At 40.0% G+C, this 14,100-nt stretch carries 18 protein-coding genes; 5 read left to right on the top strand and 13 right to left on the bottom strand.

Going from position 1 to position 14,100, the window contains the following annotated elements:
• Positions 1 to 70: 70 nt before the first annotated feature.
• Entirely contained in the window at positions 71 to 286 is a 216-nt protein-coding gene (locus FHR28_RS14100) for a hypothetical protein (RefSeq protein WP_105713935.1), read from the bottom strand.
• 412 nt (positions 287 to 698) lie between these two features.
• Positions 699 to 890: a hypothetical protein gene (locus tag FHR28_RS14105; RefSeq protein WP_105713934.1), complete on the bottom strand. Its 192-nt coding sequence runs from the start codon at positions 888 to 890 to the stop codon at positions 699 to 701.
• Between the two features lie 289 nt (positions 891 to 1,179).
• On the opposite strand from FHR28_RS14105, the gene dapB reads away from it, so the two are divergent.
• Both dapB and FHR28_RS14115 read left to right on the top strand, forming a co-directional pair.
• A complete protein-coding gene (gene dapB, locus FHR28_RS14110; RefSeq protein ID WP_004718838.1) occupies positions 1,180 to 1,995 on the top strand; it encodes a 4-hydroxy-tetrahydrodipicolinate reductase in 816 nt (271 codons plus the stop codon).
• Between the two features lie 57 nt (positions 1,996 to 2,052).
• Positions 2,053 to 2,703: an START domain-containing protein gene (locus FHR28_RS14115; RefSeq protein ID WP_096732468.1), complete on the top strand. Its 651-nt coding sequence runs from the start codon at positions 2,053 to 2,055 to the stop codon at positions 2,701 to 2,703.
• Between the two features lie 168 nt (positions 2,704 to 2,871).
• Here FHR28_RS14115 and FHR28_RS14120 read toward each other — a convergent pair whose 3' ends face one another.
• Positions 2,872 to 4,047 (bottom strand): MFS transporter, encoded by a 1,176-nt coding sequence (locus FHR28_RS14120; RefSeq protein WP_004818249.1) that lies wholly within the window; start codon positions 4,045 to 4,047, stop codon positions 2,872 to 2,874.
• A 277-nt stretch (positions 4,048 to 4,324) separates the two neighbouring features.
• Positions 4,325 to 5,137, bottom strand: a complete 813-nt coding sequence (dkgB, locus tag FHR28_RS14125; RefSeq protein WP_154130161.1) for a 2,5-didehydrogluconate reductase DkgB — start codon at positions 5,135 to 5,137, stop codon at positions 4,325 to 4,327.
• A 123-nt stretch (positions 5,138 to 5,260) separates the two neighbouring features.
• On the opposite strand from dkgB, the gene FHR28_RS14130 reads away from it, so the two are divergent.
• Entirely contained in the window at positions 5,261 to 6,151 is an 891-nt protein-coding gene (locus tag FHR28_RS14130) for a LysR family transcriptional regulator (RefSeq protein ID WP_004718832.1), read from the top strand.
• Here FHR28_RS14130 and FHR28_RS14135 read toward each other — a convergent pair.
• On the bottom strand, positions 6,111 to 6,518 hold the full coding sequence (locus FHR28_RS14135) for a hypothetical protein (RefSeq protein WP_056517032.1): 408 nt from the start codon (positions 6,516 to 6,518) through the stop codon (positions 6,111 to 6,113). The two genes, FHR28_RS14130 and FHR28_RS14135, sit on opposite strands and share 41 nt — an antisense overlap.
• A gap of 110 nt (positions 6,519 to 6,628) precedes the next feature.
• Here FHR28_RS14135 and FHR28_RS14140 point away from each other — a divergent pair, with 110 nt between their 5' ends.
• Complete coding sequence (locus tag FHR28_RS14140) at positions 6,629 to 8,065, top strand: PLP-dependent aminotransferase family protein (RefSeq protein ID WP_154130162.1); 1,437 nt, start codon at positions 6,629 to 6,631, stop codon at positions 8,063 to 8,065.
• A gap of 84 nt (positions 8,066 to 8,149) precedes the next feature.
• Here the strand turns inward: FHR28_RS14140 and ahr are convergent, their stop codons facing one another.
• From ahr to FHR28_RS14180, 8 genes are all read right to left on the bottom strand, one after another.
• Positions 8,150 to 9,172 (bottom strand): NADPH-dependent aldehyde reductase Ahr, encoded by a 1,023-nt coding sequence (gene ahr, locus FHR28_RS14145; RefSeq protein WP_034614740.1) that lies wholly within the window; start codon positions 9,170 to 9,172, stop codon positions 8,150 to 8,152.
• Between the two features lie 31 nt (positions 9,173 to 9,203).
• Positions 9,204 to 9,758, bottom strand: coding sequence for a DNA-3-methyladenine glycosylase I (locus FHR28_RS14150; RefSeq protein ID WP_151801874.1), 555 nt, complete (start codon positions 9,756 to 9,758; stop codon positions 9,204 to 9,206).
• Positions 9,759 to 9,800: 42 nt separating this feature from the next.
• Positions 9,801 to 10,046 (bottom strand): hypothetical protein, encoded by a 246-nt coding sequence (locus FHR28_RS14155; protein WP_056517037.1) that lies wholly within the window; start codon positions 10,044 to 10,046, stop codon positions 9,801 to 9,803.
• A gap of 30 nt (positions 10,047 to 10,076) precedes the next feature.
• A complete protein-coding gene (locus FHR28_RS14160) occupies positions 10,077 to 10,625 on the bottom strand; it encodes a M23 family metallopeptidase (RefSeq protein ID WP_004718822.1) in 549 nt (182 codons plus the stop codon).
• 76 nt (positions 10,626 to 10,701) lie between these two features.
• Positions 10,702 to 11,736, bottom strand: coding sequence for an A/G-specific adenine glycosylase (gene mutY, locus FHR28_RS14165; RefSeq protein WP_151956671.1), 1,035 nt, complete (start codon positions 11,734 to 11,736; stop codon positions 10,702 to 10,704).
• A 135-nt stretch (positions 11,737 to 11,871) separates the two neighbouring features.
• The gene (locus FHR28_RS14170; RefSeq protein ID WP_004718818.1) at positions 11,872 to 12,240 is read right to left on the bottom strand and encodes an HIT family protein; all 369 of its coding nucleotides are present in this window, start codon (positions 12,238 to 12,240) and stop codon (positions 11,872 to 11,874) included.
• A gap of 63 nt (positions 12,241 to 12,303) precedes the next feature.
• A complete protein-coding gene (locus FHR28_RS14175; RefSeq protein WP_166782909.1) occupies positions 12,304 to 13,041 on the bottom strand; it encodes a dienelactone hydrolase family protein in 738 nt (245 codons plus the stop codon).
• A gap of 183 nt (positions 13,042 to 13,224) precedes the next feature.
• Positions 13,225 to 13,383 carry a DUF1328 domain-containing protein gene (locus tag FHR28_RS14180; RefSeq protein WP_004718815.1) on the bottom strand — a complete coding sequence of 53 codons (159 nt, stop codon included), beginning with the start codon at positions 13,381 to 13,383 and terminating at the stop codon, positions 13,225 to 13,227.
• Positions 13,384 to 13,572: 189 nt separating this feature from the next.
• On the opposite strand from FHR28_RS14180, the gene FHR28_RS14185 reads away from it, so the two are divergent.
• Positions 13,573 to 14,025, top strand: coding sequence for a YcgN family cysteine cluster protein (locus FHR28_RS14185; RefSeq protein WP_034614705.1), 453 nt, complete (start codon positions 13,573 to 13,575; stop codon positions 14,023 to 14,025).
• The last annotated feature ends 75 nt before the right edge of the window (positions 14,026 to 14,100 follow it).

Genomic DNA, 14,100 nt, shown 5'->3' on the forward strand with positions numbered 1-14,100 from the left:
ATCTTTTCATTTAGCAAGCTAAACATTGAATATGTAAAAACGGAGCAACAGATCTTGTTGCTCCGTTTTTTTATTTTGATGCTTGATTCGATGGTGATAAATCGAATTCGTTGTCATCCGGGGCAGCATCTATTGAATTATCATCTTGGGGGAGTATCACCGCGGGATGTGTTGCTGGTGTCGATGATTCTGATGATGGAGCGGTAGGCGGTGTGGTGTCTTCGGCCCAAACTAGTGAAACGGTTGTTGTCATCATCAATCCTAAAATGATTTTTTTGAGTTGCATGGTATTTCCTTTGATATATGCTTTTTATGATTGCGTCCAAGCGCTTTTAGTGTAGCGTATTTTTGCTACTACATCGTTATCTTGCAAAACGATGTTTGTCATTATTTAGAAAGACTAGATTTGGTATTTTGTGCCTAGTATCAGTTAAAAAAACGCAAAATCGCAAACATAGACGAATTATTAACAGACCTTACAGATCTGAAAAATTTAAATTTTGTTTTTTAGTTATTTTTAGCTGTAATTTAATACACATTTCAAGCAGTTTTTAGATAATTTAAAAATAATATAAGTGTTGATGTTTGGCTGTAGTGCCTAATTTTTATGATGATAATTACAATTGAATTGAGTTATTTTTAAAATGAGAGGTTGAAGGTATTGGAGATACCCTCAACCGCTGAAAAATAGGTACTTATTATTCGATGATTGGTGCATCAATATCTTCGACACGAACTTCTGTTTGAGGTTCAGATGCTGTGTTGCTATTGGGTTGAGCAAGCGTTTTTTCTTCAGTTGTCGTTGATGTTGTTGCAGGCGCTGATTCAGCCCAAACATTTGTCATCATCATGCCGAGTACCAGAGCGAAAGCCACTTTATTCGAATGCATATTGATCTCCTTATAAGCCATATTATTTTCATTCGTGGCATGTAGTCTGCTGTGGGATTCTTGCATTTTGATGAAATGGATTTGAAAAGTTGTAAATTTTTCAAAGTTTTACCGATATATTTTATAAAATTAATCTATTTATTCGTTCAGGCTATTCTGTACCAATGAGCGCAACAGATCCCAAAGCAAGTAAAAAGATCACAGTATTTTTTTATATTGAAACGTCGTCTTGGAACCGAGTTTTGTTATAGTAGAGCCAAATTTTCAAATTCAGATTTAGGAAGATCGTATGTCAGCAGCTCCACGCATTGGTATTGTAGGTGCAGGTGGCCGTATGGGCCGTACATTGATTCAAGCTGTACAACAAGCAGGCTTTCAGCTTGCTGCTGCAGTAGAGCGTCCAGAAAGCACATTAATTGGTGCAGATGCAGGAGAGCTTGCAGGAATTGGTGCTGTGGGAATCAAAGTGGTTGGCAACTTGGAAGAGATCCTCAAAGATGTGGATGTGGTGATTGATTTTACTGCGCCTGTTGCCACTGAACATAATTTAAAACTATGCAGTGCTGCTGGTGTTGCGATGGTGATTGGTACAACGGGTTTTTCGGATCAACAAAAAGAGCTATTAAATCAATCTGCCACTCAGACACCGATTGTTTATGCTGCAAATTATTCAGTGGGTGTGAATGTTTCGATTAAATTACTTGAGTTGGCAGCTAAAGTATTTGGCGATACTGTGGATATTGAAATTATTGAAGCACATCACCGTCATAAAGTAGATGCACCATCAGGTACTGCACTGATGATGGGTGAAGCTGTTGCTGACACACTGGGTCGTGATTTAAAGAAAGTTGCTGTCTATGGTCGTGAGGGGCATACAGGTCCACGTGAACGTGAAACCATTGGCTTTGAAACGATTCGTGGTGGTGATATTGTGGGCGAACATACAGTGATGTTTATTGGCGAAGGTGAGCGTGTGGAAGTGACACATAAAGCCACGAATCGTATGAATTTTGCTGCCGGTGCTGTACGTGCAGCTGCTTGGGTTGTCGGCAAAGATGCAAAAAAATACGATATGAAAGACGTTTTAGGCTTAAATGATATTTAAGCTTAAAATCTGATGCGATAGAATTAAAACAATTAGTCAAATTTTGAACATTCAAAAATGAAAAAAACAGTGATGTTATTTGCTTGTGTAATCAGTGCTTTTGGCCTGACTACACAAGCTGCTTTACCAAGCAATGCCAAATTGAGTTTAAATAAAAATAACATTCAGGTATGGACATACAAGGATGCCAGTAATTCTGTGTTGTCTTATAAAGCTGAAACAACATTAGACGTGCCGATTGATCGTGCTGTTGCTTTGGTATTGGATGTTAAAAACTCACCGAAATGGGTCCCCAATGTTGCCAAAGCTGAAGTGTTATCTCGCGATGATAAAAAAGGTGAATTCAGCATTTATATGGTTTTAGATTTTCCCTTTCCGTTAAAAGATCGCGATATGGTGGTCAAAGGAACCATGTCTAAAGATGCAAATGGCAGTATTTTTATTAAAAATTCTGCGATTCAGCAAGGTAAAGCACTGAATCCTGACTATGTGCGTTTAAAAGATTATTCAGGTGATTGGACCTTTCAAAAACTGGGTGCCAATAAAGTCAAAGTCATTACCTCTGGACACGCCAATCCCGAAGGCTCTATTCCTGCCAGCTTAACCAATATTTTGGTCGAACAGCAGCCTTATCAGATGTTGCAGAAAATGAAAACAGAATTGGCAAAGAATAAACCCTTTGCAGCTTTGCCTGATATTTTAAAATAGGCATTGTTTGATCAATAATCCTGAAGCAGACCCTATTGACGAAACAACTTTATATTCGAAAAAATAATGCTTAGCAGATCTTTCCATTTAACTATTGAAAGTAACCTTTCTTAAGGTATTGATGTAGAAAGAAAGGTTACTTGCAGTCTTTGTCACGATTGTTAATCGCTAGGCTGAATGGCTATATTGTTGTACAGGTGCTTTATTCATTTTCATTTGAATAAAAACCAGCACTAGCCCTAAAGCTGTGAGTACCGCACCTGCAATAGACACCGCAGCATAACTCATGCCCATACTCAATACTGCGCCACCAGCTGTTGCACCTAAAGCATTGCCTAAATTAAATGCCCCAATATTCACAGAGGATGCCAATCCAGGTGCTTCATGAGCAACAGACATGACACGCATCTGTAAAGGTGGGACCACTGCAAAGGCTGCTGCTCCCCAGACAATCAGTGCCAATGCTGCACCAATTTGAGTTTGAGCCAGTATAGGGAACAGCAACATGCTCACCATCAGTAACAGCAAGAAACTGGTCAATGTTTTGGTCAGTGACAAGTCTGCAAATTTCCCACCTAAGTGATTACCAATTGAAAAACCAATTCCAATCAGTACCAGCATCAAGGTAATAAACATCGGGCTGGCATGGGTGATGTTTTGTAGGCTAGGCGCAATATAGGTATAGAGGGTAAACATTGCACCTGCACTCATCACCGTGGTGAGCAATGCAAGAACCACAGGCAGCCGAGTCAGCACTTTTAATTCTGCTTTGACATCAGGACGTTGGCTTGCTTTATCTTCAGGCAAGGCTTTCCATAGTGACAGCATAGTAATCACGCCGAGTAAGGCGATTGCTGCAAATGACATACGCCAGCCAATATTCTGCCCAACCCATGTGGCTAAAGGCACACCACCGATGTTGGCAATGGTGAGGCCCATAAACATGGTGGCAACTGCACTGGCTTGTTTGTCTTTAGGTACGACGCTTGTTGCAACAATGGAACCAATCCCGAAAAATACCCCGTGATTGAGACTGGTCAGGATTCGAGCGGCCATTAAGCCCCAATAATTGGGGGCAATTGCAGCAAGAATATTACCAATGGTAAAAATAATCATGGCTAAAATAAGCGCTTTACGTCGTGGAAACCGTCCAAACCATAAGGTCATAAACGGTGCACCAATCATGACACCGAGTGCATATGCGGTGATCAGCATACCTGCGGTTGGGATTGAAATATTCAAATTTTCTGCAATTTGGGGAAGAAAGCCCATAGGAGAAAATTCTGTTGTTCCTATTGCAAAAGCACCAATCGCTAATGCGAGTAAGGGAAAATTTAATTTCATGAGGAATCTCAAATATACAGCATATTGAAAATGATGGGGTGTAACAGCGTTTGGTCAATCACTGGGATGGTCATTTACTTTTCAGCCGCTATTTTGATGAAGTGACAAAATAAAGCTTCGCAAGAAAATAATCTTGCGAAGCAATCTAAGTCATGATCAAAAGGCGGTAAAGCCTGTTTCGAAGCCTAGTAAGCAAAAACCTAGCAACCAAACTTTACTCATCAAAGCCTGAGCCAAGATTTGCGCTGCTTTAAATCACTTTTACTCAATTAGTGAATTAAACATCCCACTGAGGTGCTAAGTTTTCAGGATCAACCTCACGGCCATTACGTTCCAATTGTGCGATTAATTGCATTTCTTCAGCAGATAACTGAATCTCTTGTGCTTTTAAGTTGGCGATTAAGTTTTCACGTTTAGTCGATGACGGAATGACAGCAAAGCCTTTCTGCAATGCCCATGCCAATGCAATTTGAGCGCTAGAAGCCTGATGCTGTTTGGCAATTTCAGTTAATGTTGGGTCATTTAAAACTTTGCCATACGCCAAGGTCATATAAGAGGTCACATCAATATTTTGTGACTGTAAAAAATTCACCAACTTATCATTTTGCAAATAAGGGCTAAGTTCAATTTGGTTGGTGGCAATATTTTCAAGTCCTACAGCAGCGATGGCTTGTTGCGATAAGTCGATATTGAAGTTTGAAATTCCAATATGTTCAGTTAGACCCAGCTTTTTCGCTTCTAATAGGTTATGCATCATTTCTGCAACAGAAATTCCGAGACTTGGCGCTGGCCAGTGAATCAAGGTTAAGTTGACTGCATCAGTACCCAGTTTCTGTAAGCTGTCTTTAAGACTTGGAATAAGTTTGTCGGCTTGATAATGATCTGTCCATATCTTTGTTGTGATAAATAAATCATCACGATGGATATGGCTTTCAGCAATGGCCTGACCGACTTCTGCTTCGTTGCCATAGATTTGAGCAGTGTCTACAGCACGATAACCAACGTCTAAGGCTGTTTTGACCGAGTCAATCACAGTTTGTCCTGTTAAACGGAAAGTACCGACACCAAATTGAGGAACGATGTTTGTCATGCTGGATTTCACTTTATTTTCTGAGATTGAGTGTATTTTGCTACTTTAATTGTTGCGGAAAAATACAGGAATATGCAAAATATTATTGACTAGAAATCAACAATAAGCAGAGCGCTGACAGCAATGAAATCTACACTCGAAGAATTACAGGCTTTTATTAATATTGTTGATAGTGGTTCGATTGTTGCAGCAGCAACGCATCTTGAACAAACCACTTCAGGTGTAAGTCGAGCCTTGCAACGACTTGAATCTAAACTGAATGTCACCTTATTAGAGCGGACAACACGTAAACTTAAGTTGACCCAAGAGGGGCAATTATTTTTAGCAAAAGCCCGAAAAATTGTGCATGACCTCAATGAAGCAGAAGATGCTTTATTAAAATCTGACAGTGATACATCTGGGCTGATTCGCGTGGATTCCGCGACACCTTTTGTATTACATGTGATTGCACCGTTGATGCAAGAGTTTTCTCAGTTGTATCCTGAAATAGAAATAGAGTTAAACAGTAACGATCAGATCATCGATTTATTAGAACATAAGACAGATGTTGCAATACGTTTTGGTGATCTTAATGATTCGAGCTTACATGCGCGTTTGTTGTGTAAAAGCCGATTATATATCGTTGCCAGTCCTGAGTATTTAGCTACACATGGTTATCCAGCAACACCGCAAGATATTTTAAATCATACCCAAATTGGCTTTAGCAAAGTCAGCCGTTTAAATACTTGGCCGATTCGAGTCAATGGAGAAAGGCTTACTGTCAAACCAAAAATCAAAGCATCCAGTGGTGAAACTGTCCGTCAACTGTGTTTACGCGGGCATGGAATTGCGAGATTGTCTGAGTTTGAGATTTTAAAAGATATAAAGCAAGGACGCTTGATTGCTCTATTTGAAGATCAAATAGAGCTTTATGAGCAACACATCCATGCAGTGTATTATCAACAGGAACATTTACCAAAGCGTGTCCGTTTATTTATTGAGTTTTTAACGCAAAAGCTGTCAAAGTTTCGATAGTCTTTTGTGGTGGTAAATCCAGACTCAGTAAAGTTTGGCTACTGGGTTTTTGTGGATTGACCAATTGGATTTCAAAATGATCAGTTGCTGTCTGAAGACATTTAAACGCCAAGTCTTTTTGCACCGGGATATTAATCTTCATCCGTTGATCACTACTGGCATGGTAGCGGTAGTTTCGCACAGCTGCAGTCTGGTGTAAGGTGGGTTCTAGATGATCAAGCTGATACTCAGCTAAATTTTGTGTTTTTAAAAAGCCTTCAATCAAAGATTTACATACAAAATGTTGTTTCTGAGCAGCTTGATTGACCTGCTGAGGCTGGCAAGCAGTTAATCCAAAGACAATACTGATTAAAGCGATCGTTCTCATTTTTTTCTCCTTTCAAATCAATTTGTTTGTAAAAATTGGCTGTGAATGAAGCATAAATCTGTTAACTTTATAGATACAGATACAACAAATATTAAAATTTGAGTACAGATATGGCTTTTCAATATCAAACATTAGCACAACAAATTGCACAGAAAATTTATTGTGGAGAGTTGGCCGTTGGGCAACGTCTGAGCTCTTTGCGAAAATTTGCAGCATTGCAAAATATTAGTCTCAATACAGCAAAGAGTTGTTATGAATTGCTTGAAGCGCAAGGCTTGATTTACGTCAAAGAAAAGTCTGGCTATTTTGTTCAATCGCAGCAAAAAGCCCCACAGATTGCTGTACCTGACCATCCTGATTTTAAGTCGAGAGCGCGTGAGGTTTCAAATCTAGACTTACAAATTCAAATTCATGAAGCAGCAATCAATAATAAACTGATCCATTTAGGTTCGATTCAGTTATCGCCTAATTTAGTTCCTGTAGAGGCCTTACGCCGTTCAATACAACGTGCTTTAAAGCACAGTAAGCCAGAAGACTTTTTATATAATGACCGCCAAGGGCACCTTCAGTTAAGAGAGGCATTGTCAGCACATTGGGCTGAAGATGGTTTTTATATTGCCAAAGAAGATATTTATATCAGCAATGGTTGTATGCCGGCATTGTCTGTGATGATTCAAAGCCTGAGCCAAATCGGTGACAGTGTGATTGTACCCACGCCAAACTATAATGGTCAGTTGCAATTATTGGCGTTGCTCAAACGAAAAATTATTGAAATCCCTGCCAATACCGAAGGTTTTGATCTGGAGCGTTTAGAACAAGAGATGCAAAACTCAGCTGCAAAAGTCTGTTTATTAACCGCCAACTTTCAAAACCCTTTAGGCTTCTGTTTGACTAATGCCGAGAAAGAAAAAATCGCACAGCTGGCAGCGAAGTATCAGTGTTACGTGATTGAAGATGATATTTATGCTGAATGTAGCTTTAATGCCAAACGCCCTTTACCGATTAAATATTGGGATCAACAGGGCTATGTAGTTTATTGCGGATCGGTTTCCAAGTCGTTGTCGACCTCTTATCGAGTCGGTTGGTTCTGTTTGCCACAACGTTTACAGCACTTACATGCCAAGTTGATTTTACAAAATGTTTCGGTCAATACACCATTGCAATTGGGTCTTGCTGATTTGATTTATAGCCGAGCCTATCGTCAGCATTTGAGTGAGTTACGCCCTAAGTTGATGGCTCAAGTTGCGCAATATTTACAGTTTATTCAACATGCTTTTTATGGGGTTGAGATCCGTTTAAATCAACCGCAGGGAAGTTATGCCTTGTGGTTACAGTTCCCAGAACAGATTGATAGCTTGGCGTTGTATTATTATGCACAGCAATACAGTATCAATATTGTGCCAGGGATTATTTTTGGTGAGGATCACCGTTATAACAATTGTATTCGCTTAAATGCAGGCCATGAATTGTCTCAGGAAATTCAGGATGCAATTATGTTATTGGCAGATTGGGTAAGGGGGGAATTGTCAGCCAAGAGTGTGGCTTAAACTGATTTGTGAGTAAATGCATAGCCCGACAGCCTTATTCCATTCACGGTTCTTGATAAACCGTGATGGATGGTCAGACTTAAATTAGAAATCCGCTTTTAATACGATACGATAACGAGCTTTTCCAGAGTGAAGTCGCTCCAAAGCCTCATTAATTTTTGACATTGGATAAACTTCAATTTGTGGTGCAATATTTTTGCGTGCGGCAAATTGTAATAATTGACGCAATGCAAAAGGGGAGCCTGTTGGTGAACCAGTCACTGATTTTGCACCGCCAATCAGTGCACCCGCTGGAATCGGCATCGGTTCGAGGACTAAACCTAGCATATGAATTGTGCCATTTGGCGCCAGTGTATTGAGATATGCTTTCCAGTCCAAACTCACATTTACCGTACAGAGCAATAAATCAAATTTGCCACGTTGTGCTTTTAAAGCATTGGCATCGCGACTATTGACCACATGGTCTGCACCCATCGCTTTAAGTTCATCTGTTTTATCCAAACTCGATGTAAAGGCAGTGATCTCACAACCCCACGCTTTGAGTATTTTAATGGCCATATGACCTAAGCCACCAATCCCAATCACACCAACATGGTGAACTGCTTGAATTTGATGTTTTAAGATTGGGTCAAAAACAGTGATACCACCACACAATAAAGGGCCAGCACTTTCAGGGTTTAAATCTTCAGGAAAAGGAATAATCCACTGCCAACCTGCACGGACCTTATCTGCAAACCCGCCTGCATGACCAACGATAGTTGCAACTGAACCCCCTGTGCAAAGCACTTGTTGACCACTAACACATGGATCACAGTGCTGACAACTTTCCGCAGTCCAACCGATACCGACACGTTGACCGACTTTTAATCCTTTCGCTTCTGAACCCAGCTGAGTGATGGTACCGATAATTTCATGACCGCCAACCACTGGGAAAACTGAATTTCCCCATTCATTGTTAATCACTGAAACATCGGAATGGCATAAACCGCAATATTCAACTTTGACTTCGACCTGATGAGGCTGTAATTCACCTGCATCAAATTGATAGGGCACAAGTGCTGCACCTGCCTCTAAGGCAGCATAAGCATGAAACGTATTATTTGACATGTGAATCCTTCCTGTTTGCTCAGTTAAACTTTTAGCGGGATATACAATCATTTTCATGGTCATTGACCATACCCACTGCTTGCATAAAGGCATAGCAAGTGGTTGGACCAACAAATTTAAAACCATTCTTTTTTAACGCTTTGGAAAGCTTTTGACTGGTTTCGGTTTGTGCCGGTGCTAATTTATAATCAGGGACATCATTGAGTTGTACTTGCTGGTCGACGAAATCCCATAACCAGTTCACCATATCGATGTCTTGAGCTTTCATGTTTTGCCATGCAATGGCATTGTCACGAATTGCCGTTAATTTCCCGATATGGCGAATCAGCCCAGCATCCTGACATTTTAGTGCAAGCTCTTGTTCAGTAAAATTGGCGATGGTTTGAATCGGGTGGTTAAAAAATTGGGCGCGGTAGCTTTCACGCTTTTTTAAAACAGTAATCCAAGATAAACCTGCTTGTTGCCCCTCTAGGCAAAGCATTTCAAATAAATGCTGTTCATCTCGATTGGATTTACCCCACTCTTGATCATGATATTCAATATAAATAGGATCATCTGAACACCAACCACAGCGTTTATTTGTCATAAAAGATCTACCATTGTTCTGATTGATTTAAGTTTTAATTGTCTAAAGTTTAAATTCGACCCATTGATCTTGTTTGTTGTCCCAATAGGAAAGTTGCGCATGTTGTAAATCTTTAAAATTTACCCAAATATCTTTACCCGCTTTGTCTGCAAAGCCAGTACTGATCATTAATGCTTCATCGGTGATTTCCATAATCCAGCCTTGATGATTTTGTCCATTGAGGGCAATTTTTTGTTGATTGCCTGATTCTGCAAATTCAACTAAACGCTCAAGCAATGCTTCTGACATGGAATATTCCTAAATTGATTCAATCTAAAATTAACGTAAATAAGGGTAGGGGTTGACTGCACCTTGGCCTTTACCTCTTAAGTATAGTCCATAGTGCAAATGCGGTGCAGTATGTCGTGCATTTCCAGTATTGCCCACATAGCCGATTAACTGACCTTTTTTAACGTAATCGCCTTCTTGTAGACCACGTTTGTGATCGTTTAGATGAGCATAATAGTGATAAACACCACCTGGTCCGATGAGCCAAATCACTTTACCCCCCAGATTATTGCTCTTTAAGCTGGCAATCACACCTTCAGTACTACTATAAACTTTGGTTCCACGTGAAGCCATGATGTCAATTCCTTCATGTGCTCGCCCAGCACTGCGAGATGCACCCCAAGTATCTGTGAGGTTTTGTGGTTTTACTCCATCTACAGGAATTGCCAATCGGGTTGGCATTGACATTGCTTTTAGGCGGTTAATTTGAGCTTGTGGAAGCTGTGGCTTAGATGAGCTTGGCTTTTTAGGTGCAGTAGTACATGCAGTTAAAATAATGGCAAGCAAGGCCATCAAGCAATATTGGATGCTACGTGACACGAGAAATCCTTTTTTTCAAGTTTCAAAAGGGCAAATTAAAATTGAAATATGCTTAGAATACCCGTGTCTGACTATGTCATATTTTTACTGCTGAGATCAATTTTTTCATGGCTGTAGGGATGCCCATTTGTGTAGCTTTTTGTGGTGTTAACCATTCGCCCCCAAGTTCAGCCTGAAGATATTCTTTTTGGTCTGATTCAACTCGAACAATATGCGCATTTAAAATCCATGTGAAATGGGTAAAGCTATGCGAGATTTGGACAGGTTCAACAGTTGAAATAAGTTTTAGACTTTGACAAAGCTGTTGAAACGCGAGCTCATTTTCAAAAATCGGTAAACTCCATAAGCCTCCCCATAAACCACTGTTAGGACGCTGCTCCCATAACCATTGTTGATCTGACTCAATTAATAACACTGTGGCTGTTCTAACGGGAACAGGCTTTTTAGCTTTCTTATAAGGCAGTTCAGTTTCTAGCCCTTGTTGATGGGCTTGGCAATGTTTTTGCATAGGGCAGTATAAGCAGAGTGGCTTTTTGGGCGTGCAAATGGTTGCACCCAAATCCATAATTGCTTGGGTATAGTCATGGTTGCGTTCAGTTGGGCATAAACTTTCCGCCAGTTGCCACATGGCTCGTTCATGGATGGGTTTACTCAGGTCATCTTCAATGGCAAAGAAACGGGCCAAAACACGTTTTACATTGCCATCCATAATGACGCCATATTGGCGTAAGCCAAGCGACATCAGTGCGCCACCAGTAGAGCGACCAATACCTGAAAGTTCCACCCATTGTTCTAAGCTTTGTGGGAAATGCCCTTGCTGGCTGACCACGCCTGCTGCTTTATGCAAATTGCGTGCACGGGCGTAGTAGCCTAATCCTGCCCAATAGGGGGCAACATCATCCCATGAGGCTTTACCCAAATCATCGACAGTCGGAAAGCGTTGGATAAATTTATCAAAATATTGCAGTACAGTTTTGACTTGTGTTTGTTGCAACATAATCTCAGACACCCAAACTTTGTATGGATCATCAGCCACTTGCCACGGTAAATCATGGCGCCCGTGTTGATCAAACCAAGTCAATAGCGCATCTGAAAATGAAAATTGCGACATAACAATCTAGCGTAAAAATTGGATGCTCAGTATAACCAAGATAAATTTATTGCGGAAAATTATCTTAAACTTGAGCAGTAATCTGCATAAAAAAAGACGCCAAAGCGTCTTTTCAAAAGAATTTATAGTCACAACTTAGTTTTCGTTGATGATACCCCAACGCTTATCCAATTTAAGCGGTTCGTTTTTATAACGTGGGATAATGTGAATATGGAAATGTTCACTTTGGTCTTCACCAAACACATGACCATCATTAAAAGCGATATGGAATCCTTCAGGTTGATGGCGAATCTTAAGCTCGTTACGTGCCAGTTCCAATAAAGAGGAAAGGCTTTTACGTTCTTTCTCTGAAACCTCAAAAAAAGAAGCAATATGGCGCAAAGGAATAATCACTGAATGACCTTTAGACAAAGGGTTATGTTCAGGCAAAATTGCACCAAATTCATTTTTATCAATGATATCAAATTCTTCAAAGTCACAATAAGGACATACTTTTTCAGTCATTTCTAATCCCTCGTTTTGTTGTCTTAATCAACTTAGAACATATTTTAATTAAGCCAGAGTAGGTTAAGCCAAGGTGCGATCTAATAAATCATACATTGCTGCTAATCCAGCTTTTTCTGCTTCGGCGTTATAACCTAGATCTACGCCATTGGCTTTTGCTTTTTCATCTGCTTGTGGGTTACTAAAGCCATGTTTAGCATCTTTCAGGATGATCACTTCAGATTTTACCTGAGCATGCTGCATTTCTTGTTTAAACGATTCGACATCTGCCAAAGACACCATGCTGTCTTTTTCACCATGTAGCACTAAAACTTGCGCTTTAAATTTTTCTGCTTCCGCTGGATTTTGTGCAGATAAATTTGCATGGAAAGTAATCGCAGCTTTTAAGTCAGCACCTGAACGAGCCAAATCTAATATCACTTTACCGCCATAACAGAATCCAATCGCAGCCAAACGCGTTGCATCGACTTCTGGTTGTGCTGCTAAAGCTGCCAGAGCAGCAGCAGAACGCTCAACAATGGTCTGCTCATGTTGGAAGGTTTGCATCATCCACTCATGGGCTTGAGTCGCAGCAGCGGTGGTTTTTTTATCACCATACATATCAATTGCCAGCGCAGCAAAACCATGCTGTGCCAACTCTCGAGCACGTTGTTCAGAATACTCATTTCGACCCCACCATTCTGGACCAACAATCACACCTGCAACTGGTTGTGCGGATTCAGGTGCAGCAAAATAACCGATTAAAGTTGTTCCATCTTTTGCTTGATATTGAATTTCACGAGTTTTGATTGCAAGAGCCATCTGTTAATCCTTGTGTATCGGCGAGAATGAGATTGATTAAAGCATAAATATATAAGATTCAAATGACTAAATTTCGAATATTTACAATAGAAATGTGAAAATTTATGAATGAAAAAGGTCGTTTTCAAATGAAAAAGAGAAGAACCAAGGTTCTTCTCTTTTATGAAAATTGATCAGGAAAAGCTAAACTTTTCCTCTCGAAATAAAACCAACAATCGCGAGGATTACCGCGACAACGAGAAGAATGACTGCGAAGTCTTTAGACATTCCCGCAACACCACCAAAACCAAATAAACTTGCGATTAAGGCGATCACAGCGAAAATAATTGCCCAACGAAACATAAGATTCATCTCCATATTTTTGTTATGTATTTTCAGTATAGGCAGAAAAATCTAAGGGACTTGTGAAGTTGTGTTTAAAAAGTGTGATTAATAAAGCAATATGTAAAGGTTTGTTCTGTTTTAAATTTTCTAATTTCTGCTTATATACTGATATAATTATTTCGCCTTAAATGACTTTAATGTTATGCCATGACCTTTGAGATCCGCCCCCAGTTTTGGAAGAATTATACACTGTCTGAGTTAAATCCGACCGAGTGGGAAGCGTTGTGCGATGGTTGTGGGCTGTGCTGTTTGGTGAAATTAGAAGATGATGACACACATGAAATAGCCTATACCAAAGTGTCTTGTAAACTCCTCGATTGTGAAACAGCACAATGTTCTGACTATCCTAATCGTTTAGATTATGTACCTGACTGTATTCAATTAAGCCCTGAAAAATTAGCCAATATTCATTGGTTGCCTTCAAGTTGTGCTTATCGTCGGGTGAATGAAGGTAAAAATTTACCGGCATGGCACTATCTGATCACAGGCTCAAGAAGCAATGTGATTAAGGCCAGAAAATCTGCTGCTGGGCGTTGTATCTCCGAAACAGAAGTCAATGAAGAAGACATTGATGAATACATTGTAAGATGGGTGCGTTAAATCATTTGAATCAATTATGAATTGATAATCATTATCAAATAGTAATATGATAGGCAAACTCTTCAGTTTGATGTG

The organism is Acinetobacter sp. BIGb0196, assembly GCF_011759595.1.
Classification (GTDB): domain Bacteria; phylum Pseudomonadota; class Gammaproteobacteria; order Pseudomonadales; family Moraxellaceae; genus Acinetobacter; species Acinetobacter guillouiae.

Coding starts and splice junctions, on each gene's coding strand:
- FHR28_RS14100 (WP_105713935.1), bottom strand. CDS start 286: ATGCAACTCAAAAAAATCATTTTAGGATTGATGATGACAACAACCGTT.
- FHR28_RS14105 (WP_105713934.1), bottom strand. CDS start 890: ATGCATTCGAATAAAGTGGCTTTCGCTCTGGTACTCGGCATGATGATG.
- dapB (WP_004718838.1), top strand. CDS start 1,180: ATGTCAGCAGCTCCACGCATTGGTATTGTAGGTGCAGGTGGCCGTATG.
- FHR28_RS14115 (WP_096732468.1), top strand. CDS start 2,053: ATGAAAAAAACAGTGATGTTATTTGCTTGTGTAATCAGTGCTTTTGGC.
- FHR28_RS14120 (WP_004818249.1), bottom strand. CDS start 4,047: ATGAAATTAAATTTTCCCTTACTCGCATTAGCGATTGGTGCTTTTGCA.
- dkgB (WP_154130161.1), bottom strand. CDS start 5,137: ATGACAAACATCGTTCCTCAATTTGGTGTCGGTACTTTCCGTTTAACA.
- FHR28_RS14130 (WP_004718832.1), top strand. CDS start 5,261: ATGAAATCTACACTCGAAGAATTACAGGCTTTTATTAATATTGTTGAT.
- FHR28_RS14135 (WP_056517032.1), bottom strand. CDS start 6,518: ATGAGAACGATCGCTTTAATCAGTATTGTCTTTGGATTAACTGCTTGC.
- FHR28_RS14140 (WP_154130162.1), top strand. CDS start 6,629: ATGGCTTTTCAATATCAAACATTAGCACAACAAATTGCACAGAAAATT.
- ahr (WP_034614740.1), bottom strand. CDS start 9,172: ATGTCAAATAATACGTTTCATGCTTATGCTGCCTTAGAGGCAGGTGCA.
- FHR28_RS14150 (WP_151801874.1), bottom strand. CDS start 9,758: ATGACAAATAAACGCTGTGGTTGGTGTTCAGATGATCCTATTTATATT.
- FHR28_RS14155 (WP_056517037.1), bottom strand. CDS start 10,046: ATGTCAGAAGCATTGCTTGAGCGTTTAGTTGAATTTGCAGAATCAGGC.
- mutY (WP_151956671.1), bottom strand. CDS start 11,736: ATGTCGCAATTTTCATTTTCAGATGCGCTATTGACTTGGTTTGATCAA.
- FHR28_RS14170 (WP_004718818.1), bottom strand. CDS start 12,240: ATGACTGAAAAAGTATGTCCTTATTGTGACTTTGAAGAATTTGATATC.
- FHR28_RS14175 (WP_166782909.1), bottom strand. CDS start 13,041: ATGGCTCTTGCAATCAAAACTCGTGAAATTCAATATCAAGCAAAAGAT.
- FHR28_RS14180 (WP_004718815.1), bottom strand. CDS start 13,383: ATGTTTCGTTGGGCAATTATTTTCGCTGTGATCGCCTTAATCGCAAGT.
- FHR28_RS14185 (WP_034614705.1), top strand. CDS start 13,573: ATGACCTTTGAGATCCGCCCCCAGTTTTGGAAGAATTATACACTGTCT.